The organism is Streptomyces sp. NPDC043952, from assembly GCF_056435325.1.
In genome coordinates, this window is record NZ_JBWKES010000005.1 from 195,461 (window position 1) to 219,542 (window position 24,082).

Here is a 24,082-nt window from a genome sequence, read left to right on the forward strand (position 1 = left end):
GGGACCCGACTGGGGTCCCGCACGGGGCGGTTGCCGTCCGGCCTGCCCGGCCGGGTTACAGGGCGAGCATCCGCAGTGGCGCGTCGCGCACCACCTCGGTGATCCGGGCCTCGTCCAGACCGGCCTTCCCGAACCAGTCCCGGCTGTGCGCCGTCCACTCCCCGATGTCCATCTGGGAGGTCTGCCCCAGGTCGGAGCTGTAGACCACGCGCGGCACCCTGGCGAGGACGGCGGAGAAGTCGTCCCAGTCCTGGTAGCCCAGCAGGTACGTCAGCGCGGTCTGCTCGGCCCAGACCGGTTCCGCCGAGGCGATGTCCAGGAGATCGGCGCAGCTCAGACCGGTCATCGGGTTGGCCGGCTGGTTGAGCATCAGCCGCGGTACGCCGAGCCGCACCGCCTCCTCGACCAGCAGGGCCACCTCGCGTCCGTCGGCGTGCCCGGTGGAGATCACGACCGGCAGGTCGCGGGCCATGCGCAGGATCTCCCGCACCTCCGCCTTGAGCGCGCCGTCCGCGTCCGTGACGGTGAGCGGCCGCAGCCCGTCGCGGGCCAGCAGCGGATGGGCCGGGGTACGGGCCAGGCGGCTGGTGTGGGTCCGCCCGGTCACCGTCGGCAGATGGACGATCAGGCGCAGCCCGCTGTCCTCCCCGTGCTGCACGACCGCCTGCTCCACCGCCCGCCGATCCAGGCCGCCCGCGATGTCGTTGAGCACGATCGACCCGGAGACGGGCAGGCCCCGCTGCCGGGCCTCCCACGCCTGGGCCGCGGTGGAGCCCAGGTGGTTCTTCAGCACCACCCAGCCGCCGAGCCGGGCGTACTGCTCGCCGGCCGAGGCGGCGGTGTGCCGCCGTACATAGGCGTCCGGGCCGACGTGGTAGTGGACGTCCACGAACGCCGCCCGCGCGGCGGTCGCCGCGGGCCGCGGCTCAGTCGTCGTCACGGCCCTCGTCCTCCCAGGGGCGCGCGTAGCCGTAGCGGGCCCGCGCCTCGTCCAGCCGGCTGCCGTCCGCGGCGGCGGCCCGGATGCGCCGCTCGGTCCGCTCGACCGCCTCTGCGCGCCGGACCACCTCGCCGACCAGGCCGGCCGGGATGCGCAGCGCCCCGTTGTCGTCGGCGAACACCAGGTCGCCGGGGCGGACCGGGGTGCCGGCGATGTCCAGGTCGGCGCCGGTGCGTTCGAGCACCACCCGGTTCTTGCCGCTGACCATGGTGACGGCGGTACTGAACAGCGGGTACCCGGCCTCGCGGGTCTCCCGTACGTCGCGCACGGCGCCGTGCACGACGGTGCCCGCGAGCTTGCGGCGCAGCGCCACGGAGGTGAGCAGGGAGCCCCAGTTGGTGCAGGCGCCGGTGCCGCCGTTGTCCACCACCACGACCGAGCCGGGCGGCACGTCGTCGATGTAGTCGGCGGCGTTGTGGAAGGCGCCGTCGTCCTCGATGGGCCGGTAGCGCAGGGTGAACGCGGGCCCGAAGGCGATGGTGCCGGGCGTGCGGGCGGCGATGCCGGGCAGCACGCACGGCGCGGCCCGCAGGCTGTCCATCGCGTCGGAGAGGGCGGCCGTGTCCAGCCGCGCCAGGCGTGCGCGCAGCTCGCTGCCGAGCAGCGGATCGGCGGATGCGGTGGTCATGCGGTCTCCTCCACGAGGCGGCGGGCGATGGTCCAGGCGGCGAACTGACCGGCGTACCCGATGACTTCGGGGCCCCGGTTGGGGACGGTCAGCTCGCCGGTGTGCTCCCGGTCCCCGTCGTGCACCGTGCACAGCAGGCGGACGGTGCCGGTGTGGTCCCGCGGGCCGCCGCCGTCCCAGACCGCGTCCAGCGTCACGGCCACCCGGCCGGACGGCTCCGGCTCCCCGGACGACCCGGTCTCCCCGGACGGCTCCCGCTCCCCGGCCGGCCGCCGCTCGGCGGCCACCTCGGCGGCGAACCGGCCGCCGGTGACCCGGTCGTCGGCCGCCAGGTTCAGGCCGCGCGCGTCCAGCAGCTCGGCGAGCTCCTGGACGGCGGTGCGCTCGCGGCTGGTGACGACGTACGCGCCGAGCGCGTCGTCCAGCCGCTTCGCCAGCTCCGCCGCGCTCTCGGGCGGGCAGTCGATCCGGATGTCCACGTAGGGGTAGTGCCAGCGGTAGGCGGGCTTGACCCGCAGCCCCAGGTCCCGGACCAGGGCGTCCACCGCGGCGGCGGCGTCCGCCTCGATGACGCCGAGGGTGCGCCGGAACACCGTGACGACGGGCTCCGGTTCGGGGAGATGGGCGATGCCGTCGCGCAGGAAGGCGTCGAGCATCGGCAGGCACTCGCGCGGCGGGCCGGGCAGCATCACCACGGTGGTGCCCTGGACCTCGACGCGGCAGCCCCAGGCGGTGCCGTTGGCGTTGGGCAGCAGCTCGGCGCCCTCGGGGAACAGCGCCTGACGGCGGTTGTCCTCGTGCACGGCGACCCCGAAGCGGGTGAGCCGCTCGACCACGCCCCGCCACGCCTCCTCGCGGTGCTCCAGCGGGCGGCCCACCGCGCGGGCGACACCGACGCGGGTCACGTCGTCCGAGGTGGGACCGAGGCCGCCCATCACCACGATCACGTCGTCGCGGCCGAGGGAGGAGCGCACGGCGTCCGCGATCGCGGCCTCGTCGTCGCCGACGGTGTGCCGGACGCGGACCGGTACGGCGCGGGCGGCGAGCCTCCGGGACGCCTCGCCCGCGTTGCTGTCCTCCAGGACGGCCCGCAGCAGCTCGTCCCCGACGGTGACGACGGCCGCGGTGTGGACGCGCGGCACGGCACGGCAGGCGTCCAGCACGGACGCGGCGCACTCGCTGGTGGTCGCCGTACCGCCCAGGTCGTACGTCACCCGGTCCCGGCGGCGCGTCACATGCCCGACCGCCTCCCGCACCTGCCCCGCGGCCTCGCCGAAGCCGAGATGATCCAGGAGCAGCCCGATGGTCAGGAACGCGGCGAGCGGGTTGGCCCGGCCGGTCCCGGCGAGGGCGGGGGCGCTGCCGTGCACCGGCTCGAAGTAGTTGCCCCGCTCCCCGATGTTCGCGCTGGGCGCGAGGCCGAGCCCGCCCATCACACCGCCGCCGAGGTCGGACAGGATGTCGCCGAACATGTTCTCGGCGACGACGACCCCGAAGCGCTCCGGGCGGCGCGCCATCCACAGCGCGACGGCGTCCACGTTGAGGATCTCGTACTCGATCTCCGGATAGTCCGCGGCGATCAGTTCAAGGCGCTCGCGGGCGTAGGCGCTGCTGCGCCGCAGCACGTTCGGCTTGTCGGCGAGGGTGACACGGGGGTGCCCGTGGGCGCGGGCGTGCTCGAAGGCGAAACGCAGGATGCGGTCGAGGCCGTGCCGGGTGAGCATCCGCACGCTCGCGGTGGTGGCCTCGCGGCCGCTCAACCGGGCGTTGGGGTGGCCGGCGACGAGCGGCCACATCTCCTCCGGCACCCGGTCCCAGTCGAGGCCCGCGTACAGGCCCTCGGTGTTCTCCCGCACGACGCAGAAGCGGTACGGCGCCCCGCCCAGGTAACTCTCGACCGGCCGCAGGTTGGCGAACAGGTCGAGGCGCTGGCGCAGTTGGATGATCGGCGACACGTACTGCGGGGCCCGCTCGCGCAGCTGCGGCGCGAGGTCGGCGAGCGCCTCGCGGCCCGGCTTGCTGGTGGTGGCGCCGAGCAGCACCGCGTCGCTGCGGCCGATCAGGTCCCAGGTGCGCTGCGGCACCGGGTCGCCCTCGGTGCGCCAGAACTCCCAGCCGATGTCGCCGTGTTCGAGGGTGATCGGCAGCCCGAGGGCGTCGATCACCGGGAGGGCCGCATCGAGTACCTCGGGGCCGATGCCATCGCCGGGAAGTACCGCGACGGTCTTACTGGTCATGGATCCTCTTCGTGTGCTGTGGTGCCAGGAACGCGGCGACGGCCCGCCGGGTGGCCTCCGGCTGGTCGGCGTGGGGACGCATGCCCGCCCCCGGAACGCCGACGCTCGTGTGGCCGGGGCCGGTTGCGAGGTGCTGGGGCCCCACGAGGCGGGACGCGGTGCCGTAGACGTGCAGCAGCCTGCCGGGGAACGCCTCGACGCGGTCGCGGAGGTCGGCCCGGTGGAGCAGCCGCAGGCCGGTGGCCAGCCGCCATCCGGACAGCGGGTCCTCGTCGCGGGGGGAATCGCCGGGGGCGGGCGCGGGGTCCGCCGGGCCGCGGACCACCTCGTGCAGCAGGTCGAGCGCCGCGGCCGTACCCCTCTCGGACACGGCCGCCGCGATGCGCTCCAGGGTTGCGTCGAGCGCGGCGTCGGCGACCGTGGGGGAGGACAGCAGGATGACGTCGGCCCGGTGCGTCCAGGGCCGGCCGAGGAGATGCTGGACGACGGCGCCGCCCAGGGCGTTGCCCACCAGGACGTCGGGCTCCTCGGCGCGCAGGACCCCTGCCCACCGGTCGGCGAGGGCCGCGAGGTCGTCCCCGTCGCGCAGCAGCGACAGGGTGTCGTACACCGTCACCCGGTGACCGGTCGTCACCACCGCCCCGGCGACCGGCGCGAAGAAGGCGCCCTGGTCCCACCGGGCCAGCACGGGCGCGAGCACACAGGCGGTGCGGGGCGCGCCCGCCTCGCCCAGCCGCACCGCGACCGGGGGAGCCAGCGTGGTGGGCGAGGTCATGCCGCGACCACCGGGGAGGTCAGCTCGCGCGCGGCGCTGAAGGCGGCGCCGATGTGGTCCGCGGGCAGCTTGGCGCGCTCCTCGACGGAGAGGTCGAAGTGGCCGAGGACCAGGTCGGGCAGCGGCAGCGAGGGCCTGGCCTCGGCGATCTCGGACTCCATGCGGTGCGCGAGGGTGAGGATCCGCCCGAGGTCGTACCGGTCGGCGCGGCCGGCCCGGCCCAGGTAGGCCAGCCACTGCTCGGTGATCAGGTTGCCGGGGCCCTTGCCCATGCCGAGGACCGAGGAGTCGATCCAGGTGGCGCCCGCGTCGACCGCCGCGATGGAATTGGCCAGCGCCAGGCCCAGGTTGTTGTGCGCGTGCAGGCCGATGGCGCAGCGGGTCACCGAGCGCACCAGGGTGACCAGCCGCGCGACCTCGTCGGGCAGCAGGCTGCCGTTGGAGTCCGCCAGGTAGATCACGTCCGCGCCCGCGTCCTCGGACAGCGCGGCCAGCTCCACGAGCCGGCGCCGGTCGAGCTGGCTGACGCGGGTGATGTTGACGGTGGTGGTGAAGCCGAGGCCGGCCGCCTTGCGGAGCACGGCGAGACCGGGCTCGGGCGTCGTGGCGGGCAGGCAGAACCGTACGAGCCGTACGCCGGCCTCGTACATCCGGGTGAGGTCGTCGTCGCCGATGTTCTTCGGGTGCAGGATCATGCAGATCCGCTCGGGCGGTATGACCTCGGCCATGGCGCGTATGTAGTCGTCGGCGCCCACGCCGGTCAGCCCCAGGTCCGGTCTCGGCTGGAAGGACCCCTTGCGGTACCCGATCTCGACCCACTCGATGCCGGCCGCGACGCTCTCCTGTGCGTGCCGCAGGGCGTAGTCGAGCGTGAAGCCGAAGTTATTGCGGTATCCCCCGTCTCGCAGCGTCACATCGAGATTGGTGACCATGTCTCCTCCGTTGACTGTCCGAGGTGGCGGCCGGGAAGGCGAGAAAATTGATGTGCGTCGTGAACCGCAAACGAAAAACCGGTGCCGATGAATAACTGACACATGGTGGCGATTCCCCCCGTCCCCCATTGCCCTGATTGATACTTCGACGGGTCCGTATGAATACGAACCCGGAATTCATGGGAGCCTGGCTAATACGTAGTCAATTTACCGGCCATGCCCCCGAAGGCGGAACGGATGCTAGCGGTTTCGGCGTGGAAGGTGCAAGGTGAGGTGCGGTGACGGAACGTCACTCTCATGCCGCGTCGCATTAGTGGAAGAATTTACTTCCCATATACCGTCGCATGCGGGGGCCGTTCGTCGCGCGTGGTCCGTCACGCGCCAAGTCCAGCATCGGGCCCCGAGTCGTCCAAGACTCAATTTGCTCTGGTACCGATCATGATCGGTGATGAATCGAGGTGGCTGCCACTCTGTCATACTCGCCGGACTCGCCCGCGAAACCGAACGTTCAAATGCGTGTTACGGGATCGGGAAATGACAGCGTTGTCGTGTCGGTGCGGAGCCGTCCGGCGTCATTCCTCGGTGGGCAGCCAGGTGCCGTGCAGACCGAGCGGGACGCGGACGGGGATGCGGACACGGGCCACCGGTCCGCCGGCGGGGTCGGCTCCGGGCAGGACGAGCAGCCAACTGGTGGCGTCCGTGCGGTCGGTGGCGAACGTCAGCCAGTAGCCGTGCTCGGGGTCGCGGGTGCCGGGCACCGGCGCGAAGACGGGCTCGCCGACGGACAGATCGCCCGCGTCCCAGGTCCGCGCCGTGGCGCCGCCCGCGCGGACGTCGTACCAGCGCAGCGCGTCGTACTCGCCCGGCAGCAGGCCCGCGCCGCGACCGCTGTCCGCGGCGACGGCGAGCCGCTCGTAGGGGCCGGTGAGGACGCGGTCGTCGACGCGCGGCAACTCGACCCGCGCGTCGTCCAGCCGGACCCGCCGCACGCGGCCGGCGACCGGGTCGACGACGGCCCGCGTCAGGCCGTGGTGGGCGTCCCCCCGCGGCCGGCCCGCGCCGGGGTCCGGGCCGAGCGAGAGGGCCGGCCACTGCACGTAGTCCACGATCACGCGGCCGTCGCGCGGGTCGTCGTAGGCGTTGACCGTGTGCCACAGCCAGAACGCCTCGTCGCCGGCCCAGCGGACGGGACCGCCGTCGCGCGGGATCAGCGCGATGCGGGTGCCCCGCTCGGGACGCCACGCGAGGAACGAACCGCCGTTCAGGGCCGCCTCGATGTCGAAGAACGCCGGCGCCAGCACGAGGACCAGATAGCGGCGGGTGAGCGCCATGTCGTGGATCATCTGCGGCGCGTCGACGCCGTCCACCGGCGTGGGACCGCGCCGGACAGTGCCGTCCGGGCCGATCAACGCCCAGGTCAGGTACGGCGGTTCGAGCGCGTAGCAGAACACGGCCAGCTCACCGGTCACCGGGTCGATCTTGGGGTGCGCGGTGATGCCGGCGGGCAGTTGCCCGTCGAACGTCTCCTTGCCGAGGGTGTCCAGCTCCGGGCTCATCCGGTACGGGCAGTCCGACTCGGCGAGGGCGAGCAGACGGCCGGCGTACCGGACGACATTGATGTCGGGCAGCGGCTTGAAGGTGTGCGCGAGCACGTCCCCGACCTCGTCGGCGCCGGGAAGGATCATGGACTCCAGGCCGCCCCACAGGGCCCGGCCGGCCTTCTCCTCGGCGATCATGGCCGGGGTGCGGACGAAGCGGTTGCGGTAACGGGCCCGGCCGTCCGACAGCCAGACCCCGTGGATCATGCCGTCGCCGTCGAGCGGGTACAGATAGCTGCCGATCGGCGTGAAGCGCGGATTGGGGCCGTTGCGCAGGTAGACGCCGTCCAGCTCCTTCGGCAGCTCCCCGGTGACCGCCAGGTCCACCGCGTCGACCTCCTCGGTGACCGGGGCGAACCGTCCGGTGAGATGGGCGACGCGGGTCGGATCGAAAGCGGCGGACGCGGTCATGGCACTCTCCCCGGCCGGAGTACGGGCCCCCACCAGTCAAATACCGGCCGCCACCGCCCGCCACTCCGGCACCGCGGGCACCTGCGCGGCTCCGCGGGCGCGGCTCGGGTCCGGCCGCGGGCGCGTTAATTCGATGGTGCTCGCCGGGCGCTCCGTCCTAGGGTGGGATCACTTCGCGCGGCGGCCGTTCGGTCGCCGCCGCCGGCCGAGCAGGGGAAGGGGAGGTGTGACCGATGACTGTCACCGCGGTGGGCGCTGCCCGCATCCAGGAACTTCTCGAGTCCACCTCCGTGGCCACCGGCTGACCCGAGCGCGTCGCAGCCGACCGCTCCCTCCGGGGCCACCCCTGTGAAGGGTCCCCCTTGACTTCCAGCTCCGCTGTGCACACCGCCCTGGCCCCCTACGGCTGGGACGACGACTGGGCCCGCGCGTTCGCCCCGTACGCCACCGAAGGGCTGCTGCCCGGCCGGGTGGTACGGGTCGACCGCGGCCAGTGCGACATCGTCACCGCCGACGGAACCGTCCGCGCCGACACCGCGTTCGTCACCCCCCACGACCCGCTGCGGGTCGTCTGCACCGGCGACTGGGTCGCCGTGGACGCGGGCGGCAACCCCCGGTACGTCCGGGTGTATCTGCCGCGCCGCACCGCCTTCGTGCGATCCACCTCCTCCAAGCGGTCCGACGGGCAGATCCTCGCGGCCAACGTCGACCACGCGGTCATCGCCGTCTCCCTCGCCGTCGAACTCGACCTCGGCCGCGTCGAACGCTTCCTCGCCCTCGCGTGGGAGTCCGGGGCGCAGCCCGTGGTCGTGCTCACCAAGGCCGACCTGGTGACCGATCCGGTCACCCTGGCCCACCTCGTCCAGGACGTCGAGCACAGCGCGCCCGGCGTGCCGGTGCTCGGCGTCAGCGCGCACACCGGCGACGGACTCGGCGTGCTGCGCGCCCTCGTCGGCGACGGCACCTGCGTGCTGCTCGGCCAGTCCGGCGCGGGCAAGTCCACGCTGGCCAACGCGCTCGTCGGCGCGGACGTGATGGACGTACGGGCCGCCCGTGACGTCGACGGCAAGGGGCGGCACACCACGACCACCCGCAACCTGCTCGTCCTGCCCGGCGGCGGAGTCCTCATCGACACGCCGGGGCTGCGCGGGGTCGGCCTGTACGACGCCGGGAGCGGGGTCGGGCAGGTGTTCGCCGAGATCGAGGAACTGGCCGGGCGGTGCCGCTTCCACGACTGCGCCCACGAGAGCGAGCCGGGCTGCGCGGTGCGCTCCGCGGTGGACGGCGGGGAACTGTCCGTCCGCCGCCTGGAGAGCTACCGCAAGCTCCTGCGCGAGAACCAGTGGATCGTCGCCAAGACCGACGCCCGGCTGCGCGCCGAAATCCGCCGCGACTGGAAACGCAAGGGCGCCGAGGGCCGCGCCGCCCTGCGCGCCAAACAGGGCCGCTGGGCGTGAGCGGGTGGGCCGGGCGGGGGCGCTGGGCGTGACCGGGTGGGCGCACCCCCCACCCCCATCCCCACGCCGCCGGCCGAGCCCACCCCCTCACCCACATGCCGCACCGCCCCACCCCGACGGCCGTACCCCCGCCCTCGGGATCCTCCTGCTCCGGGAGGCCCGACCGGCGTCCGTCGTCCACGCGGCGCCGGGATCGGGGCGGGGTCGCGGCAGGCTTGCGCTGTGTCGCTCTCCCCGGTGAATGCTAGAAATGCACCATGAAGAGGCGTTTCGGCCTGTTTTCGGGGTGGGACGCTTCCGCCCCGGTCGAAGCGTCCCCGGCTGCCGCCGACTCCGGACGGCCGAGGTGGCTGCCGCCCGGTGTCCGGACCGTCGCCGGACAGATGTTCGTGCTGCAACTGATCATCCTGCTGCTGTTCGGGGTGGTGGCCGGCACCGTCCTCGTGGTCCAGGCCACCCAGGGCGGTGTCACCGCGGCGCGGCAGCGCACCTTCGCCGCCGCCGCCGGTTTCGCCCACGCCCCCGGCACGCTCGCCGCGATGCGCTCCCCGGACCCCACCGCCGTACTGCAACCCCGCGCCGAGCAGGTCCGCAAGGAGACCGGCATCGACTACATCGTGGCGTTCAGCCCGGCCGGGCTCCGCTGGACCCACCCCAACGTGCACCTCATCGGCAAGCACGTCATCGGCGACTTCTCGCGGCCGCTGCACGGGCAGCCGTACACCCACGACCTGTCCACCCCCATCGGCGTGGCCGTGGAGACCACCGTGCCCGTCATGGGCAGCCACGCCGAGGTCGTCGGGCTGGTCACCGCCGGCATCACCGTGCGCAACATCCAGCAGCAGGTGCGCCGGCAACTGCCCGTGCTGCTCGCGGCCGGCGCCGGCGCGCTGCTGCTGGCGACGGGCGGCATCGCCCTGGTCAACCGGCGGCTGCGGCGGCAGACCCGCGGCCTGGAACCGGCCGAGCTGCGCCGGATGTACGACCACCACGACGCCGTACTGCACGCCGCCCGCGAGGGCGTCCTCATCGTCGCCGCCGACGGCACCCTGCTGCTCGCCAACGACGAGGCCCGGCGCCTGCTCGGCCTCCCCGAGGACGCCGAGGGCCGGCGGCTGACCGACTTCGGGTTCGCGGCACCCCTGGACACGCTGCTGTCCTCCGACCACCCGGCCACCGACGAGGTCTGCGAGGCCGGCGACCGGCTGCTCGCGGTGAGCGTCCGGCCGACCGCGCCGCACGGCTGCCGGTCCTCCAGCGTCGTCACCCTGCGCGACACCACCGAACTGCGGGCCGTGGCCGGCCGCGCGGCCGTCGCCCAGCGGCGGCTGCGGCTGCTGTACGACGCCATGAGCCGGATCGGCACCACCCTGGACGTGCGGCGCACGGCCGAGGAACTGACCCGGTTCACCGTCCCCCGGTTCGCCGACTACGCCTGTGTGGACCTGCTCGACTCGGTCCTGCGGGGCGGCGAGCCCGAGGGCACGCTCATGCGCCGTACGGCCCTGACCGCCATCGACGGCGACCACCCGCTCTACCCGGTCGGCACCCTCGTGGACTTCGCCTCCCAGACCCCGCAGGCCATCGGGCTCGGCACCGGCACCCCGGTCCTGGAGCCCGATCTGCGCGAGGACGGCGGATGGCAGCAGAACGACCCCGACAACGCGCACCGCATCCTCGCCCACGGCATCCGCTCGATGCTGGTGGTGCCGGTGCGCGCCCGAGGCGTCCTGATGGGCGTGGCGAGCTTCTGGCGCACCGCGCGGTCCGAACCGTTCGAGGAGGAGGACCGGGCGGTCGCCGAGGAACTGGTGGCGCGGGCCGCGGTCGCCATCGACAACGCCCGCCGCTACACCCGCGAGCACACCACCGCCGTCACCCTCCAGCGCAGCCTGCTGCCGCGCGGCGTGCCCGAGCAGTCCGCGCTGGAGGTGGCCTACCGCTACCTGCCCGCGCAGGCCGGGGTGGGCGGCGACTGGTTCGACGTCATCCCGCTGCCGGGCGCGCGGGTGGCGCTGGTCGTCGGCGACGTGGTGGGGCACGGGCTGCACGCGGCGGCGACCATGGGCCGGCTGCGCACCGCCGTGGCCAACTTCTCCGCCCTCGACCTCGGCCCCGACGAACTCCTCGTCCACCTCGACGAACTGGTCAGCCGCATCGACAGCGACGAGCGGGGCGACGCCCAGGGCGCGGGGGAGGAGGGGCTGGACGGGCTGCTGCGGGACGGGCGGGTCGCGCGCGACGGCATCGCGAACGTCACCGGCGCGAGCTGCCTGTACGCGCTGTACGACCCGGTCGCCGGGCGCGTCACCATCGCGCGGGCCGGCCACCCCGGCCCCGCCCTCGTCCTGCCCGACGGCACCGCCACCTACCCCGACGTGCCGGTCTCCCCGCCGCTGGGCCTCGGCGACGGGATGCCGGTGGAGACGCTGGAGCTGGAGCTGCCGGAGGGCTCGTACCTGGTGCTGTACACCGACGGGCTGCTGGAGGACCGGCAGCGGGACCTCGGCACCGGCCTCGACCTGCTGCGCGACACGCTGGCGGAAGCGGAGGGGCACAGCCCCGAGGCGCTGTGCGCGGCCGTCCTGGACGCGGTCCTGCCGGCCCGGCCGATCGACGACGTGGCCCTGCTGGTGGCCCGCACCCGGCTGCTGGGCCCCGAGCACGTCGCCGAGTGGGACGTGCCCCGCGATCCGGCGGCGGTCGGCCCGGTCCGCGCCGAGTGCGCGGCCACGCTGGAGGCGTGGGGGCTCGGGGACATCGGCTACACCGCCGAGCTGATCCTCAGCGAGCTGATCACCAACGCCGTGCGCTACGGCTCCGCGCCCATCCGCGTCCGCCTGCTCCACGACCGGGGCCTGATCTGCGAGGTCGCCGACGGCAGCAGCACCGCCCCGCATCCGCGCCGGGCGGCGGCCACCGACGAGGGCGGCCGGGGGCTGTTCCTCGTCGCCCAGCTCGCCAGCCGCTGGGGCACCCGCTACACCGCCCGCGGCAAGGTGATCTGGGCCGAGCTGTCCCCCCAGCAGGACGCCCCGCAACCGGCCGGGGACACGGACGAGGAGAGCGCGGACGACATCCTGGACCAGTGGGAGAGCCTCTAGAACCGGGGTGTGCCGCAGGGCCGGGGCGGGGGGGGGGGGGGGGGGGGGGGGGGGGGGGGGGGGGGGGGGGGGGGGGGGGAGGGGGGGGGGGGGGGGGGGGGGGGTTGGGGGGGGGGGGGGGGGTGGGGAGGCACACGCCCCCCCCCCCCCCCCCCCCCCCCCCCCCCCCCCCCCCCCCCCCCCCCCACCCCGCCCCCCCCCCCCCCCCCCCCCCCCCCCCCCCCCGCCCCACCCCCCCCCCCCCCCCCCCCCCCCCCCCCCCCGGGCCGGGTCAGATGCCGAACGCGGCGGCGTAGCGGACGGTTCCGCCGGGGAGCGAGTGGCCGGGGCGGAGACTGAGCGCCATCAGGGCGTCGTCCGGGACGTCGATGGTCAGGCCGATGCCGTGGTCCGAGGCGCGCGTGAACCCGAACCGGGGGTAGTAGGCCGGATGCCCGAGGACGACCACGTGGTGTTCGCCCAGCGCCGTCGCCGCGGCCAGGGCGGCGCGGATCGCCGCGCCGCCCGCGCCGGACCGCTGCCGCTCCGGCCGGACCGCGCAGGGAGCCAGGCACAGGGCCGGGGCGGTGCCGATGTGGCACCGGGTCAGCAGGGCGTGCGCCACCGGCCGGCCGGTCTCGTCCGCCGCGACGAGGGAGAGGCCCTCGATCCAGGCGGCCGGGTCGGCGCGCAGCGCGTCGACGAGGTCGGCCTCGGCGGGGGTGGGGAAGGCGGTGAGGTTGATGTCGCGGATGGCGGGAATGTCGGCGCCGGTCTCGGCGCGCGTGATCCAGGTGTTGCCCATGACGTCGGATGTCCGTTCAGGGAGAGGTTCGCGTGGTGCCCCGCGAGCTCACGCTCTCGGCGGGGCAGGAGAGGAGGGACGGGGTCAGGCCACGGCCCGGAGCATGAGAAAGACCCGGACACCGCACGGGGTGGCCATGAGCGCGGTCATCGACCTCACCTCCGCATCCTCGGCTCCTGATCACACACGAACACGCCCAGGCTACCGGACCGGCTACGTGTCCGTTTTCCGCCAGCCGGTGCCCCGGACGAGGGTCACACTGGAACGCGTGATGGACGAGGACAGCAGGTACGAGGCGGTGCGCAGCCGGGACGGGCGGTTCGACGGGGCGTTCTTCTTCGCCGTCGAGACGACCGGGATCTACTGCCGGCCCAGCTGCCCCGCGGTGACCCCCAAACGGCGCAACGTGCGCTTCTATCCGACGGCCGCCGCCGCCCAGCGCTCCGGGTTCCGGGCCTGCCGCCGGTGCCGGCCGGACGCGGTGCCCGGCTCGGCGGAGTGGAACGTGCGCGCGGACGTCGTCGGCCGGGCCATGCGGCTGATCGCCGACGGCGTGGTGGACCGCGAGGGCGTCGCCGGGCTCGCCGCGCGGCTCGGCTACAGCGCCCGGCAGGTGCAGCGCCAGCTCACCACCGAGCTGGGCGCGGGACCGGTGGCCCTGGCCCGCGCGCAGCGCGCGCACACCGCACGGGTGCTGCTCCAGACCACCGGGATGCCGGTCACCGAGATCGCCTTCGCGGCCGGGTTCGCCAGCGTGCGGCAGTTCAACGACACGCTCCGCGAGGTGTACGACGCGACGCCCACCGAGGTCCGGGCGGCCGCCCCGCGCGGCGGCGCCCGCCGGGCCGCCTACGGCACCGGCATCCCGCTGCGGCTCGCCCACCGGGGCCCCTGCCCGGCCGCCCCTGTCTTCGACCAGCTCGCGCGGGAGGCGGTGCCGGGGGTCGAGGAGGTCACGGGCCGGCCCGGCGCGCGCACCTACCGGCGCACCCTGCGGCTGCCGTACGGCACCGGGACCGCCGCCGTCGCCGAGCGCGGCGGGGCGCCGCGCGCGGGCGGCGGCACCCGCCCCGGCGGCTGGCTGGACGCGCGGCTGCGCCTGACCGACCCGCGGGACCTCACCACCGCCGTGCAGCGGCTGCGCCGCCTGTTCGACCTGGACGCCGACCCCTACGCGATCGACGAGCGCCTGAGCGCCGATCCCCGCCTCGCCCCCCTGGTCGCGGCCCGCCCCGGTCTGCGCGCTCCCGGAGCCGCCGACCCCCTGGAGGCGGCGGCCCGCGCGCTGCTGGGCCCGGCGGGGTGCGGGCGGCTGGCCGAGGCGTACGGCAAGAGTCTCGACGCCCCGGACGGCGCCCTCACCCACCTCTTCCCGGAACCGGCGGCGCTCGCGGGGGCGCGGGGCGTGCCCGCGCCGCTGCCCGCGCTCGCCGCCGCCCTCGCCGACGGCGCCCTGCGCCTGGACCCCGGCGCCGACCGGGACGACGCACAGCGGGAGTTGCTCGCGCTGCCGGGGATGGACGCGGCCACCGCCGCGCTGATCCGGGCCCGCGCGCTCGGCGACCCCGATGTGGCCCCGCCCGGCGTGCGGGCGCCCGACGCCTGGCGTCCCTGGCGAACCTATGCCGTACAACACCTCTATGTGGCAGGAGAGTTGCCCCGATGACCGCCGGAAGCTACACCCACCTCGACACCCCCCTCGGCCGGCTGCTGCTCACCGCCGACCCGGACGGCGCCCTCACCTCGCTGCACTGCGCGCGGGACGTCCCGGCCGGGCTGCGCGAGGACCCGGAGCCGTTCGCCGCGGCACGCGAGCAGCTCGACGCCTACTTCGCCGGTGAACTCCGTTCGTTCCGGCTCCCGTTGCGGGTCCCCGGCACCGAGTTCCGCCGCCGGGTCTGGACCGCCCTCGACGAGGTGCCGTACGGCACCACGCTCACCTATGGCGAACTGGCCGCCCGCATCGGCGCACCGCGCGCCGCCGTCCGCGCCGTCGGCGCCGCCCTCGGCGCCAACCCCCTGCTGATCGTGCGCCCTTGCCACCGCGTGATCGGCGCCGACGGCTCCCTCACCGGCTACGCCGGCGGCCTCGACCGCAAGACCCGTCTGCTGACCCTGGAAGGCGTGCTCGGGACACGCCCCGTACGCTGACCGAGCCGTGGTGCGCGGCCGTGCGGTCGGAGGAACGTAGACATGGGTGACATGGGTGGCCTCGTAGTGGCGGTCTTCTTCGGCGTGTTGCTGTCGGCGCCGCTGTGGATGACCTGGGGCGCCGGAAAGTTGGCCGGCCTCTGCCCGAGGACCCGGACCAGGCCCGGAGGTGGCGCCGAGGCGGTGTTCATCGCCCTCGCCGTGGTCCTCCTGTTCGCGGTGGCCGCCGGGCTCGCGGTGTTCTCGGGGGTGTGAACTCCGGGCGGCGCCAAGGCGGTTCAGCCGGCCTCGGGGGTTCAGTCGTTCCCGGCGGTCGGCCGGAAGACGCGGTCCAGGTGGTACGCGAGGACCTCGGTGGCCGACTCGGCGCTCCGCTGGCCGACCAGGACGCTCGTGCCGAGGCCGGCGGAGAGGGCGAGGAGGCCGGCCGCGGCGAGGGCGGGGCCCGTGCCGGGGCGTAACCGGCCCTCTTCGGCGGCGCGTTGGAGGAGAGCGGTCACGGTCGCCTTGGCCGCGTCGGGTTCCTTGAAGAAGGGCTGGGCGGCAAGCGCCTCTGGCTGGAGCAGCCGGTCCTCGTCGTGCCCGAGCTGCACAGGATGATCCCAACCGGCGTGCGCGCCTACCGCATCCGGCGGCCCGCGCCGAAGCCGCTCACCGATGCCGAACTGGCCACCGTGCGCACGCCGTTGTACCTGCTGCTCGGCCGGCGCAGTCTGCTCGTGCACCCCGACCGGCAGGTCGAGCGCGTTCCCCGGCTCGTGCCGGGCGCCCGTGCCGAGATCATCGCGGACACCGGCCACGGCCCGCAGATCGACCAGCCGGGGCGACGAACCGGGCGATGCTGGACTTCATGGCCGGCGTCGATCAGGACCGGATCACGGCGCGGACTCCTCAAGTCCCCAGCTGAGCACGCGCTTCGGATGGATCCGGATCACCTCCTCGCTGAGCTGCGCTCCCAAGTCGTGCGGTCCGGTGAGGAGTTCGGCCTCGCCCCGGATGTCCACCCCGCGCACCCGCCAGGGATCGACGCTCACGATGTCGTCCACGACGAGCGCGACCCTCGGGTTCTCCCGCAGGTTGCGCCACTTCTTGGTGGTGCCCATGGCGTAGCCGCCGATCAGGATCGTGCCGTCGTCCTGGAGGCGGTAGCCGACGGGGTTCGCCTGCGGCTGCCCGTGCGGATCGACGGTGGCCATCCGGCCGAGGCGCTGGGAGCGCAGATACGACAGTTCCGCCGCGCTGAATCCGGTCATACCGCCAGCCAACCACCGCCGGGCGCACCCCGCATCGGCCGATCGCCCTGGACCCCGCGCCCTACGACCCGCGCCCTACGTCCCGGTGTCCCGCGTCCCGCCCGCCCATTGCGCCGACCGGGTGGAATCGCCGCCGACGTGCGGCGGTGCGGCCCGTCGCTGTGGCACGGTCGCCTGCGGCGGATCAGCCGGGGAAGGGCGGGCGCACATGGGCAAGGTGAAACGGGTCCTCGCGGTCCTGCTGATGGCGCTGCTCCTGCCGGGCGCACGGGCCACCGCGGGCGTCGCCGCCGCACCCGGCGCCGTCCGCACCGCCCCGCGCTGGAGCGGCAGTTGGGAGACCGCGCCCTCCGGGACCACCGCCGCCCGGCCCGGCGCGGCCATCCGCAACGTGGTCCGGCTCAGCGTCGGCGGCACCGCCGTCCGGGTCCGGCTCAGCAACCGGCTCGGCACCGAGCCGCTGCGGCTCGGCGCGGTCACCGTGGCGCTGCGCCGGGCGCAGGGACCGGACGCCGTACCCGGTACCCTGCGTCCCGTCACCTTCCGGGGGGCGCGCACGACGACCGTGCAGCCGGGGCGGGACACCGTCAGCGACCGGGTGGCGCTGACCGTGCCGGACGCCGCCGACCTCCTCGTCACCGTGTACACCCCCGAGGACGACGGCCGCGCCACCTACCACGCCAGCGCCCTCCAGACCAGCTACCTGGCCCCCGAGGGCGCGGGCCACGCCGCCGACGCGAGCGGGTCGTCGTACAAGACGATCATCAAGTCCTGGTACTACGTGACCGGCATCGACGTCCTCGGCCGCGCCACCGGCAGCGTCGTGGCCTTCGGCGACTCCCTCACCGACGGCACCGGGTCCACCCCCGACACCGACCGCCGCTGGCCCGACCGGCTCGCCGCCCGGCTGCGCGACCACGGGCTCGGCGTCCTCAACGCCGGGATCAGCGGCAACCGGCTGCTGCGCGACGGCACCGGACCGAGCGCCCTCACCCGCCTCGACGCCGACGCCCTCGACCGGGCCGGGGCGCGCGTCCTCGTCGTCTTCGAGGGCATCAACGACATCAAGGGCCTGCCCCCGGCCAACGACCCCGCCGCCTACGCCGACGCCTACCGCACCCTCGTCTCCCGCGCCCACGCCCGCGGCATCCGGGTCGTCGGCGTCACCCTCACCCCGTTCCGCGGCTACGCCGCCTACACCGACGGCCGCGAGGACGTACGGCAGCGGGTCAACGACTTCATCCGCACCGGCGGCGCCTTCGACGCGGTCGCCGACGCCGACGCGACCGTCCGCGACCCGGCGCAGCCGACCCGCATCCTCCCGGCGTACGACCCCGGCGACCACCTGCACTTCACCGACGCGGGGATGGCGGCGGTGGCGGAGACGGTGCGCACGGCACTCGGGGGGGCTCAGTCCGGCAGGCCACGGGTGACCCAGCCCCGCTCGTAGGCGTGCCAGCCCAGCTGGAGCCGGGTGGTCACCCCGGCCAGCTCCATCAGCCGCTTCACCCGGCGCTGCACGGTGCGCAGCCCCAGCCCCAGCTGCTTGGCCACGCTCGCGTCGGTCAGCCCGGCCAGCAGCAGCGACAGCACCTCCAGATCGGTGGCGTCCGGGCCGTCCGGCACCGCCTCGGCCGCGCCGTCCGTGTTCAGCCGCAGCGGCAGCGCCTCCCGCCACACCGACTCGAACAACCCCGCCAGCAGCTCCAGCAGACCACTGGCGTGCACCACCAGAGCGGCCGGCTCCGCGCTGTGCGAGGTCAACGGCACCATCGCCAGCGAACGGTCCGCCACCACCAGCTTCGTCGGCACCCGGTCCGTCATCCGCACCCGTTCGCCCCTGCCGAGCGCCTCGGTCAGCCCGCCGAGCGCCTGCGGCAGATCGAGCACCGCCCGCTCCACCACCACCCGGTAGCGCACCCCGCGCCCGGCCGCCTGCTCCTCCGCCTCGTTCTCCGGCGCGGTCACCGCCACCGGGTCCCCGGTCACCAGCGCGCACACCTCCTGCGCGGCGCCCAGCTGCAACTGGAGGAAGCGCTGCGCGACCGCCGAGGCGCCGGTCACCACCTCCACCAGGTCGTGCACCGCGGGCTCGGCCGCCGCCGCCCGGTACTCCCGCGCGAGCAGCGCCGCCGCCAGCTCCGCCTGCTCCAGCTCGTGCCGCTGCCGGGTGAGCAGCGCGCCCAGCGCCACCGCGGGCGGCGCCGCCACCCAGCGCCCCGCCCGCGCCGAGGAACGGGCCGCGAGCCCCTGCCGCTCCAGCCCCTGCAACGCGCGCTCGGTGTCCGGCACGCCCAGCGTCAACCGCCGCGCCAGATCGGCCACATCGGCCGCGCCCACCGCCACCAGCGCCCGGTACGCCGCCTCGTGCCGCTCGTCCAGACCTATCGCCGTCAGCATCGACCGCGCCCCTCCCTGCGTACGTCCCGCGCACATCCAAGCCACCCGAGCACCCGGCGTCCCGTCTACCGGCCGTCCGAGAACAGGCCGTCACGGAGGGCCGTGGCTGGCGGGAACCGGCCACGGCGTAAACCCGCCGTCGACATCATCGCCGGATCACAGGTGTGTCTGCCAGGGTGGGCCTCGGCGCGGCAGCCACGGGAGCCACGCGTGCGCCGCGATCCGGCCACCCGGCGGGTGGCCGACATGGACCGGTCCGCGAGGACCGAGCACGCCGCCGGGCGGTCCCCCCGTGGGGGGTGGGACCGCCCGGCGGCCGTTCACCTTTTCGCGGCCGGAATTTCCCGATGCCCCGTTTTCCGGGCGCCCGCGTGGTGACAATCAGGGCATGAGCCAGCAGGGGGGAAGGCCCACCGCCCGTCCCGAGGACGACTGGTGGGGTCGGCTGTACGACGACACCACCGGAGACACGGGCCCGACCACCGCGCCCGACTCCCTGGACGACCGCTACACCTCGATCCGCAACACGGTGCGGGAGAGACCGGCGCCGGTCTCTGTTCCGGGCCGGGTCGGCGGTCCGGGAGAGGACGACGGTTCGGGCCAGGGTGACGGTTCGGACCAGGCCGGTGGTGCGGGCCAGGCCGGTGGTGCGGGCCGGGACAACGGTTCGGGTCCGGACGGCGGTCTGGGCGAGGTCGGCGGTTCGGGGCAGGACGGCGGTCTGGGCCAGGACGACGGTTCGGGGTGGACGGATGTGTCGGTCCCAGGCGGTGTGTCGGTTCCGCCCGATGTCACGGTCCGGTCCGGTCCACTGAGACCGCCGCCGGATGCATCGGTTCCGGCCGACGCGCAGGGCCTGCCCGAGGTCCCCGGCCCGTCCCAGGGCGCCGCCTCAACTGGCTTTCGGGGGGCGTCCGATGCCGCAGCTCCGGCGAATACCCCGTCTTGGGCTGGGGTTTCGGGTGCGGGCGGTGTTTCCGGTCCGTCCGATGGCGCGGCTCCGTCCGGCGCCGGGAGATCGTGTGACGTCCCGGCTTCTGCCGACGTTCCGTCTCGGTTCGACGCCCCGGCTCCGCCGCCCGATCGCGTGGCCCCGACCGGCTCCACGAGAGCGCCCGTTGCCCCGGCCCCCGCCGACGCCTCCACCCCGCCCGATACCCCGAGACCCCCGGACGCCCCCACCCACCGCGTCCTCCCCATCCAGCCGGCCTCGCCCGACCTTCCCCGCCGAACCCCGGCCGCCCCCGAGCACCCCCCGGTGCCCGAGCCCGCCTCCGCCCTCGACTTCGTGGGGTCCGGGCCGCCCACCTATGACCCCGAGCCCACCGCCCTTCCCCTCGCCGAGCCGGAGGAGCTGGGGGAGTTGGTGGCGGACACCGTCCTGGACGGGGCCCGGTACGGGACGTGGACGCTGCGGTCGGTGTCGCTGCGCGGGGACTCCGCGCGCTACCGGGGCGAGCCCCGCCGGGACGCCCTGCTGACCGCCCGGTTCGGCACCGGCGCAGGCGCGCTCGTGCTCGTCGCGATGGCCACCGGCGCACGCGCCGCCCCCGAGGCGCACCTCGCGGCGGCCGAGGCGTGCCGCTGGATCGGCCGGGCGGTGGGCCGCAGCCACCGGCGGCTGGCCGAGGACATCCGCGCGACCCGGCGCGCCGACCTGAAGGCGGGCCTGCACCGGCTCACCGACCGGGGCCTGGGCCGGCTCCGCGCGAGCGCCCTCCAACGGGGCGTCTCGCCTCAGGAGTACACGGCGAGCCTGCGCTGCCTGCTGCTGCCCGCCGACCCGCACTGCCGTACCCGCGTCTTCTTCGGTGCCGGCGACGGCGGCCTCTTCCTGCTGCGCGACGGCACCTGGCGGGACATCGAGCCGGGCACCACGGAAGCGGGGCCCCCGGAGCCGCCCCCGACACCCGAGCCCGCCGAGGACGGCGACCGCCTCACCCTCGACCTCGGCGCCCCCGCCCCGCCGGGCCCGTACGAACCGCTGTCCGAGCCCCCGTCGCCGCCCGCCCGCGACCCCTTCCGCTTCCAGGTCTCGCTAGCCCGGCCGGGTGACGCCCTGCTGATGTGCACACCGGGCCTGGCCGAGCCGCTGCGCGGGGAGCCCGCCCTGAGCGCCTATCTGTCCCGGCGCTGGTCCGGCCGCCGCGCGCCCGGCCTCGCCGCCTTCCTCGCCGACGCGCGGGTACGGGTCAAGGGCTACGCCGACGACCGTACGGCCGCCGCCCTGTGGGAGGCGTAACCGCCCCTCGTATGCCTCCATGGAACCGGGGCACCACGCACGGATCCGGGACGGGTCCGGGACCTCGCACGGATCCCGGACCCCGGAAGGGGCAGACGAGAGAACATGGCCAAGCAGAACGTAGCCGAGCAGTTCGTCGACATCCTCGTCCGCGCCGGCGTGCGCCGCCTCTACGGCGTCGTCGGCGACAGCCTCAACCCGATCGTGGACGCCGTCCGCCGCCACTCCCACATCGACTGGGTGCACGTCCGCCACGAGGAGACCGCCGCCTTCGCGGCCGGCGCCGAGGCCCAGATCACCGGGAAGCTGGCCGCCTGCGCCGGCTCCTGCGGCCCCGGCAACCTGCACCTCGTCAACGGCCTGTACGACGCCCACCGCTCCATGGCCCCCGTGCTCGCCCTCGCCTCCCACATCCCCTCCAGCGAGATCGGCCTCGGGTACTTCCAGGAGACCCATCCGGACCGGCTGTTCCAGGAGTGCAGCCACTACTGCGAGCTGATCTCCAGCCCGAGGCAGATGCCCCGGCTGCTCCAGACCGCCATCCAGCACGCGGTCGGGCGCAGCGGGGTCAGCGTGGTCTCGCTGCCCGGCGACATCGCCGCCGAACCCGCCCCGGAGAAGGCCGCGCAGAGCGCCCTGGTGACCTCCCGGCCCACCGTCCGCCCCGGCGACGCCGAGATCGACGCCCTCGTGGAGATGATCGACAAGGCCGGCAAGGTCACGCTGTTCTGCGGCAGCGGCACGGCGGGGGCGCACGCCGAGGTCATGGAGTTCGCCGAGAAGGTCAAGTCCCCGGTGGGACACGCCCTGAGGGGCAAGGAGTTCATTCAGTACGACAATAAGTTCGACGTGGGCATGAGCGGTCTGCTCGGCTACGGCGCCGCCTACGAGGCCACCCACGAGTGCGACCTGCTGATCCTGCTCGGCACCGACTTCCCGTACAACGCCTTCCTGCCCGACGACGTGCGGATCGCCCAGATCGACGTACGGCCCGAGGTGCTCGGCCGGCGCTCCCGGCTCGACCTCGCCGTGTGGGGCGATGTGCGCGAGACGCTGCGCTGCCTCATCCCGCGGGTCAAGGAGAAGACCAGCCGGCGCTTCCTGGACCGGATGCTGAAGAAACACGCCGACGCGCTGGAAGGCGTGGTCAAGGCGTACACCCGCAAGGTGGACCGGCATGTCCCGATCCACCCCGAGTACGTGGCCGCCGTACTGGACGAAGTCGCCGCCGACGACGCGGTGTTCACCGTGGACACCGGCATGTGCAACGTCTGGGCGGCGCGCTACATCTCGCCCAACGGTCGCCGCAGGATCATCGGTTCCTTCTCGCACGGCTCGATGGCCAACGCGCTGCCCATGGCGATCGGCGCGCAGTGCACCGACCGGCGCCGGCAGGTGGTGTCGATGTCGGGGGACGGCGGATTCTCCATGCTGATGGGCGACTTCCTGACGCTGGTGCAGCAGGACCTCCCGGTCAAGGTGGTGCTGTTCAACAACTCCTCGCTCGGCATGGTCGAGTTGGAGATGATGGTCTCCGGGCTGCCCGCGTACGGCACCGCCAACGCCAACCCCGACTTCGCCGCCGTGGCCCGCGCGTGCGGGGCGTACGGCGTGCGGGTGGAGAAGCCCAAGCAGCTGGCCGGCGCGCTCAAGGACGCGTTCCGGCACAAAGGTCCGGCCCTGGTGGACATCGTCACCGACCCCAACGCCCTGTCCATCCCGCCGAAGATCAGCGCCGAGATGGTCACCGGGTTCGCGCTGTCCGCCTCCAAGATCGTGCTGGACGGCGGGGTCGGCCGCATGGTCCAGATGGCCCGCTCCAACCTGCGCAACGTGCCCCGGCCCTGACACCACCTGGACCGGGGAGCGAACCGCCGGGGCCGGGGAGCGAACGATCCGGACCGGGGAGCGAACGATCCGGGCCGGGGAGCGAACCGCACGGCCCGTCGGGCGGATTACCCGGATCGGGGAGCGGATTTCGGCCAGTTTCACGGGCCGTGACGGACCGCCGACCGGCTGTGCCGGGCGCGGCGGTCCGCCCGTCACGGGGCGTCAGCGGCGTCACAGGGCCGCCCGGAAGGCCGTCGCGCGTCTGCGGCGGCCACCCCGCGGCCGGGTGTGGCGGGCCCCGGCAGTGGCCGAACCGCCGGTCATCGGGCCGGTGCCAGGACTGGCCGTTGGTCCACTGGGCAAGCATCCCCCGTGAACGTGTTCGACCAGGAGGGGCAGGGTTCGAGCGGCGTGCGGGCGGGGGCCATGAAGAGGCAGGCACGAGGGGGCGGTCCCGTGACCACCGGGGCCCCCTCCGCGGAACCGGGGGACGGCACGGGGGAAACCTCGGGGGAAGTTCAGGGTGTCGTCAGGGAGACCGCGGGCACCCTGCGGGCCATGGGGACCGCGCAGGTCGCCGGGGAGTCGCCGGGGCGCCTGGTGCGGGTGCCCGCCGACGGTTCCCCGCGGGACGATTCCTTACGGGACGGGCGCGACCGGCGGGACGTCCAGGACCGGCGCGGCGGGCGCGGCCGGGCGGCACAGCGGACGCAGCCGCCACCACCACCGCAGTCGCCGCAGCGGCTGTGGCGCAGACTCGGGCGGGCGGATCTGCGCTCCGTGCCCGAGGCCCGGCGGGAGCTGCGCGAGCTGCTGCGGGACTGGGGCAAGCCGGGGCGCTCGGAGATCGCCGAGCTGCTCACCAGCGAACTGGTCACCAACGCGCTGGTGCACACCGACGACGACGCCGTCCTCACCGCGGTCGTGGCACCCGGCGGACTGCGCGTGGAGGTACGGGACTTCGTGCCCCGAAGACCCGAGGTGCGCGCCCCGGACCCGGACGACGACACCCACGGCCGGGGCATGGTCCTGGTGGAGTCCCTCGCGGACGCCTGGGGGGTACGGCCGCACGGGGTCGGCAAGTCGGTGTGGTTCGAACTGGGCGCCGAGGCGGCGTAGGGAACCACGGGCAGAGGCGGCGGCGGACATGGGGGGGGGGGGGGGGGGGGGGGGGGGGGGGGGGGGGGGGGGGGGGGGGGGGGGGGGGGGGGGGGGGGGGGGAGAGGGGGGGGGGGGGGGGGGGGGGGGGGGGGGGGGGGGGGGGGGGGGGGGGGGGGTAC

The 24,082-nt window shown here is 74.8% G+C and carries 19 protein-coding genes and 1 pseudogene; 10 read left to right on the forward strand and 10 right to left on the reverse strand.

Features of this window, described 5'->3' with window-relative positions:
- Positions 1–55 precede the first annotated feature (55 nt).
- From AC069R_RS08095 to AC069R_RS08120, 6 genes are all read right to left on the reverse strand, one after another.
- Positions 56–940, reverse strand: a complete 885-nt coding sequence (locus tag AC069R_RS08095) for a DUF6282 family protein (protein WP_478765518.1) — start codon at positions 938–940, stop codon at positions 56–58.
- Complete coding sequence (locus AC069R_RS08100; RefSeq protein WP_478765519.1) at positions 927–1,628, reverse strand: RraA family protein; 702 nt, start codon at positions 1,626–1,628, stop codon at positions 927–929. Before AC069R_RS08100 ends, AC069R_RS08095 begins: the two co-directional genes overlap by 14 nt.
- The gene (locus AC069R_RS08105) at positions 1,625–3,865 is read right to left on the reverse strand and encodes an isocitrate/isopropylmalate family dehydrogenase (protein ID WP_478765520.1); all 2,241 of its coding nucleotides are present in this window, start codon (positions 3,863–3,865) and stop codon (positions 1,625–1,627) included. Before AC069R_RS08105 ends, AC069R_RS08100 begins: the two co-directional genes overlap by 4 nt.
- Positions 3,855–4,640 carry an alpha/beta fold hydrolase gene (locus tag AC069R_RS08110; protein ID WP_478765521.1) on the reverse strand — a complete coding sequence of 262 codons (786 nt, stop codon included), beginning with the start codon at positions 4,638–4,640 and terminating at the stop codon, positions 3,855–3,857. Before AC069R_RS08110 ends, AC069R_RS08105 begins: the two co-directional genes overlap by 11 nt.
- On the reverse strand, positions 4,637–5,572 hold the full coding sequence (locus tag AC069R_RS08115) for a beta/alpha barrel domain-containing protein (RefSeq protein WP_478765522.1): 936 nt from the start codon (positions 5,570–5,572) through the stop codon (positions 4,637–4,639). The genes AC069R_RS08110 and AC069R_RS08115 overlap by 4 nt, the downstream gene beginning before the upstream one ends.
- 572 nt (positions 5,573–6,144) lie before the next feature.
- The gene (locus AC069R_RS08120; protein WP_478765524.1) at positions 6,145–7,581 is read right to left on the reverse strand and encodes a carotenoid oxygenase family protein; all 1,437 of its coding nucleotides are present in this window, start codon (positions 7,579–7,581) and stop codon (positions 6,145–6,147) included.
- Between the two features lie 362 nt (positions 7,582–7,943).
- Between AC069R_RS08120 and rsgA the strand changes: the two genes are divergently transcribed.
- Both rsgA and AC069R_RS08130 read left to right on the forward strand, forming a co-directional pair.
- Positions 7,944–9,038, forward strand: a complete 1,095-nt coding sequence (gene rsgA, locus AC069R_RS08125) for a ribosome small subunit-dependent GTPase A (protein WP_478765525.1) — start codon at positions 7,944–7,946, stop codon at positions 9,036–9,038.
- Positions 9,039–9,421: 383 nt separating this feature from the next.
- On the forward strand, positions 9,422–12,142 hold the full coding sequence (locus AC069R_RS08130; RefSeq protein WP_478765527.1) for a SpoIIE family protein phosphatase: 2,721 nt from the start codon (positions 9,422–9,424) through the stop codon (positions 12,140–12,142).
- 271 nt (positions 12,143–12,413) lie between these two features.
- Here the strand turns inward: AC069R_RS08130 and AC069R_RS08135 are convergent, their stop codons facing one another.
- Positions 12,414–12,926, reverse strand: coding sequence for a GNAT family N-acetyltransferase (locus AC069R_RS08135; RefSeq protein WP_478765529.1), 513 nt, complete (start codon positions 12,924–12,926; stop codon positions 12,414–12,416).
- Positions 12,927–13,197: 271 nt separating this feature from the next.
- Between AC069R_RS08135 and AC069R_RS08140 the strand changes: the two genes are divergently transcribed.
- The 3 genes from AC069R_RS08140 to AC069R_RS08150 are packed head-to-tail and all read left to right on the forward strand — an operon-like array spanning position 13,198 to position 15,332.
- Entirely contained in the window at positions 13,198–14,592 is a 1,395-nt protein-coding gene (locus AC069R_RS08140) for a bifunctional transcriptional activator/DNA repair enzyme AdaA (protein WP_478765713.1), read from the forward strand.
- Positions 14,589–15,077: a methylated-DNA--[protein]-cysteine S-methyltransferase gene (locus AC069R_RS08145; protein ID WP_478765531.1), complete on the forward strand. Its 489-nt coding sequence runs from the start codon at positions 14,589–14,591 to the stop codon at positions 15,075–15,077. Before AC069R_RS08140 ends, AC069R_RS08145 begins: the two co-directional genes overlap by 4 nt.
- A gap of 42 nt (positions 15,078–15,119) precedes the next feature.
- Positions 15,120–15,332, forward strand: a complete 213-nt coding sequence (locus tag AC069R_RS08150; protein WP_478765533.1) for a hypothetical protein — start codon at positions 15,120–15,122, stop codon at positions 15,330–15,332.
- Positions 15,333–15,373: 41 nt separating this feature from the next.
- Here the strand turns inward: AC069R_RS08150 and AC069R_RS08155 are convergent, their stop codons facing one another.
- A complete protein-coding gene (locus AC069R_RS08155; RefSeq protein WP_478765728.1) occupies positions 15,374–15,670 on the reverse strand; it encodes a TetR family transcriptional regulator C-terminal domain-containing protein in 297 nt (98 codons plus the stop codon).
- Between AC069R_RS08155 and AC069R_RS08160 the strand changes: the two are divergent.
- Positions 15,632–15,984: pseudogene (locus AC069R_RS08160) on the forward strand (alpha/beta fold hydrolase); the annotation flags it as partial. The gene AC069R_RS08155 and the pseudogene AC069R_RS08160 overlap by 39 nt on opposite strands.
- Here AC069R_RS08160 and AC069R_RS08165 read toward each other — a convergent pair.
- Positions 15,953–16,330: a PPOX class F420-dependent oxidoreductase gene (locus tag AC069R_RS08165; protein WP_478765535.1), complete on the reverse strand. Its 378-nt coding sequence runs from the start codon at positions 16,328–16,330 to the stop codon at positions 15,953–15,955. The pseudogene AC069R_RS08160 and the gene AC069R_RS08165 sit on opposite strands and share 32 nt — an antisense overlap.
- A gap of 208 nt (positions 16,331–16,538) precedes the next feature.
- On the opposite strand from AC069R_RS08165, the gene AC069R_RS08170 reads away from it, so the two are divergent.
- Positions 16,539–17,780 carry an SGNH/GDSL hydrolase family protein gene (locus AC069R_RS08170; RefSeq protein ID WP_478765536.1) on the forward strand — a complete coding sequence of 414 codons (1,242 nt, stop codon included), beginning with the start codon at positions 16,539–16,541 and terminating at the stop codon, positions 17,778–17,780.
- Here AC069R_RS08170 and AC069R_RS08175 read toward each other — a convergent pair.
- The gene (locus AC069R_RS08175; protein WP_478765537.1) at positions 17,741–18,730 is read right to left on the reverse strand and encodes a winged helix-turn-helix transcriptional regulator; all 990 of its coding nucleotides are present in this window, start codon (positions 18,728–18,730) and stop codon (positions 17,741–17,743) included. The two genes, AC069R_RS08170 and AC069R_RS08175, sit on opposite strands and share 40 nt — an antisense overlap.
- 1,258 nt (positions 18,731–19,988) lie before the next feature.
- Here AC069R_RS08175 and AC069R_RS08180 point away from each other — a divergent pair.
- The 3 genes from AC069R_RS08180 (at position 19,989) to AC069R_RS08190 (ending at position 23,921) form a co-directional block, all read left to right on the forward strand.
- Entirely contained in the window at positions 19,989–20,972 is a 984-nt protein-coding gene (locus AC069R_RS08180; RefSeq protein WP_478765538.1) for a protein phosphatase 2C domain-containing protein, read from the forward strand.
- Positions 20,973–21,077: 105 nt separating this feature from the next.
- Positions 21,078–22,820 carry a pyruvate dehydrogenase gene (locus tag AC069R_RS08185; protein ID WP_478765540.1) on the forward strand — a complete coding sequence of 581 codons (1,743 nt, stop codon included), beginning with the start codon at positions 21,078–21,080 and terminating at the stop codon, positions 22,818–22,820.
- Positions 22,821–23,546: 726 nt separating this feature from the next.
- Positions 23,547–23,921: an ATP-binding protein gene (locus AC069R_RS08190; RefSeq protein ID WP_397987144.1), complete on the forward strand. Its 375-nt coding sequence runs from the start codon at positions 23,547–23,549 to the stop codon at positions 23,919–23,921.
- Positions 23,922–24,082 lie beyond the last annotated feature (161 nt).

Bases quoted from the DNA above. Each gene is read 5' to 3' on its own strand.
- AC069R_RS08100 (WP_478765519.1), bottom strand. From the start codon at position 1,628: ATGACCACCGCATCCGCCGATCCGCTGCTCGGCAGCGAGCTGCGCGCA.
- AC069R_RS08105 (WP_478765520.1), bottom strand. From the start codon at position 3,865: ATGACCAGTAAGACCGTCGCGGTACTTCCCGGCGATGGCATCGGCCCC.
- AC069R_RS08110 (WP_478765521.1), bottom strand. From the start codon at position 4,640: ATGACCTCGCCCACCACGCTGGCTCCCCCGGTCGCGGTGCGGCTGGGC.
- AC069R_RS08150 (WP_478765533.1), top strand. From the start codon at position 15,120: ATGGGTGACATGGGTGGCCTCGTAGTGGCGGTCTTCTTCGGCGTGTTG.
- AC069R_RS08185 (WP_478765540.1), top strand. From the start codon at position 21,078: ATGGCCAAGCAGAACGTAGCCGAGCAGTTCGTCGACATCCTCGTCCGC.
- AC069R_RS08170 (WP_478765536.1), top strand. From the start codon at position 16,539: ATGGGCAAGGTGAAACGGGTCCTCGCGGTCCTGCTGATGGCGCTGCTC.
- AC069R_RS08120 (WP_478765524.1), bottom strand. From the start codon at position 7,581: ATGACCGCGTCCGCCGCTTTCGATCCGACCCGCGTCGCCCATCTCACC.
- AC069R_RS08135 (WP_478765529.1), bottom strand. From the start codon at position 12,926: ATGGGCAACACCTGGATCACGCGCGCCGAGACCGGCGCCGACATTCCC.
- AC069R_RS08140 (WP_478765713.1), top strand. From the start codon at position 13,198: ATGGACGAGGACAGCAGGTACGAGGCGGTGCGCAGCCGGGACGGGCGG.
- AC069R_RS08115 (WP_478765522.1), bottom strand. From the start codon at position 5,572: ATGGTCACCAATCTCGATGTGACGCTGCGAGACGGGGGATACCGCAAT.
- AC069R_RS08145 (WP_478765531.1), top strand. From the start codon at position 14,589: ATGACCGCCGGAAGCTACACCCACCTCGACACCCCCCTCGGCCGGCTG.
- AC069R_RS08130 (WP_478765527.1), top strand. From the start codon at position 9,422: ATGTTCGTGCTGCAACTGATCATCCTGCTGCTGTTCGGGGTGGTGGCC.
- AC069R_RS08165 (WP_478765535.1), bottom strand. From the start codon at position 16,330: ATGACCGGATTCAGCGCGGCGGAACTGTCGTATCTGCGCTCCCAGCGC.
- AC069R_RS08175 (WP_478765537.1), bottom strand. From the start codon at position 18,730: ATGCTGACGGCGATAGGTCTGGACGAGCGGCACGAGGCGGCGTACCGG.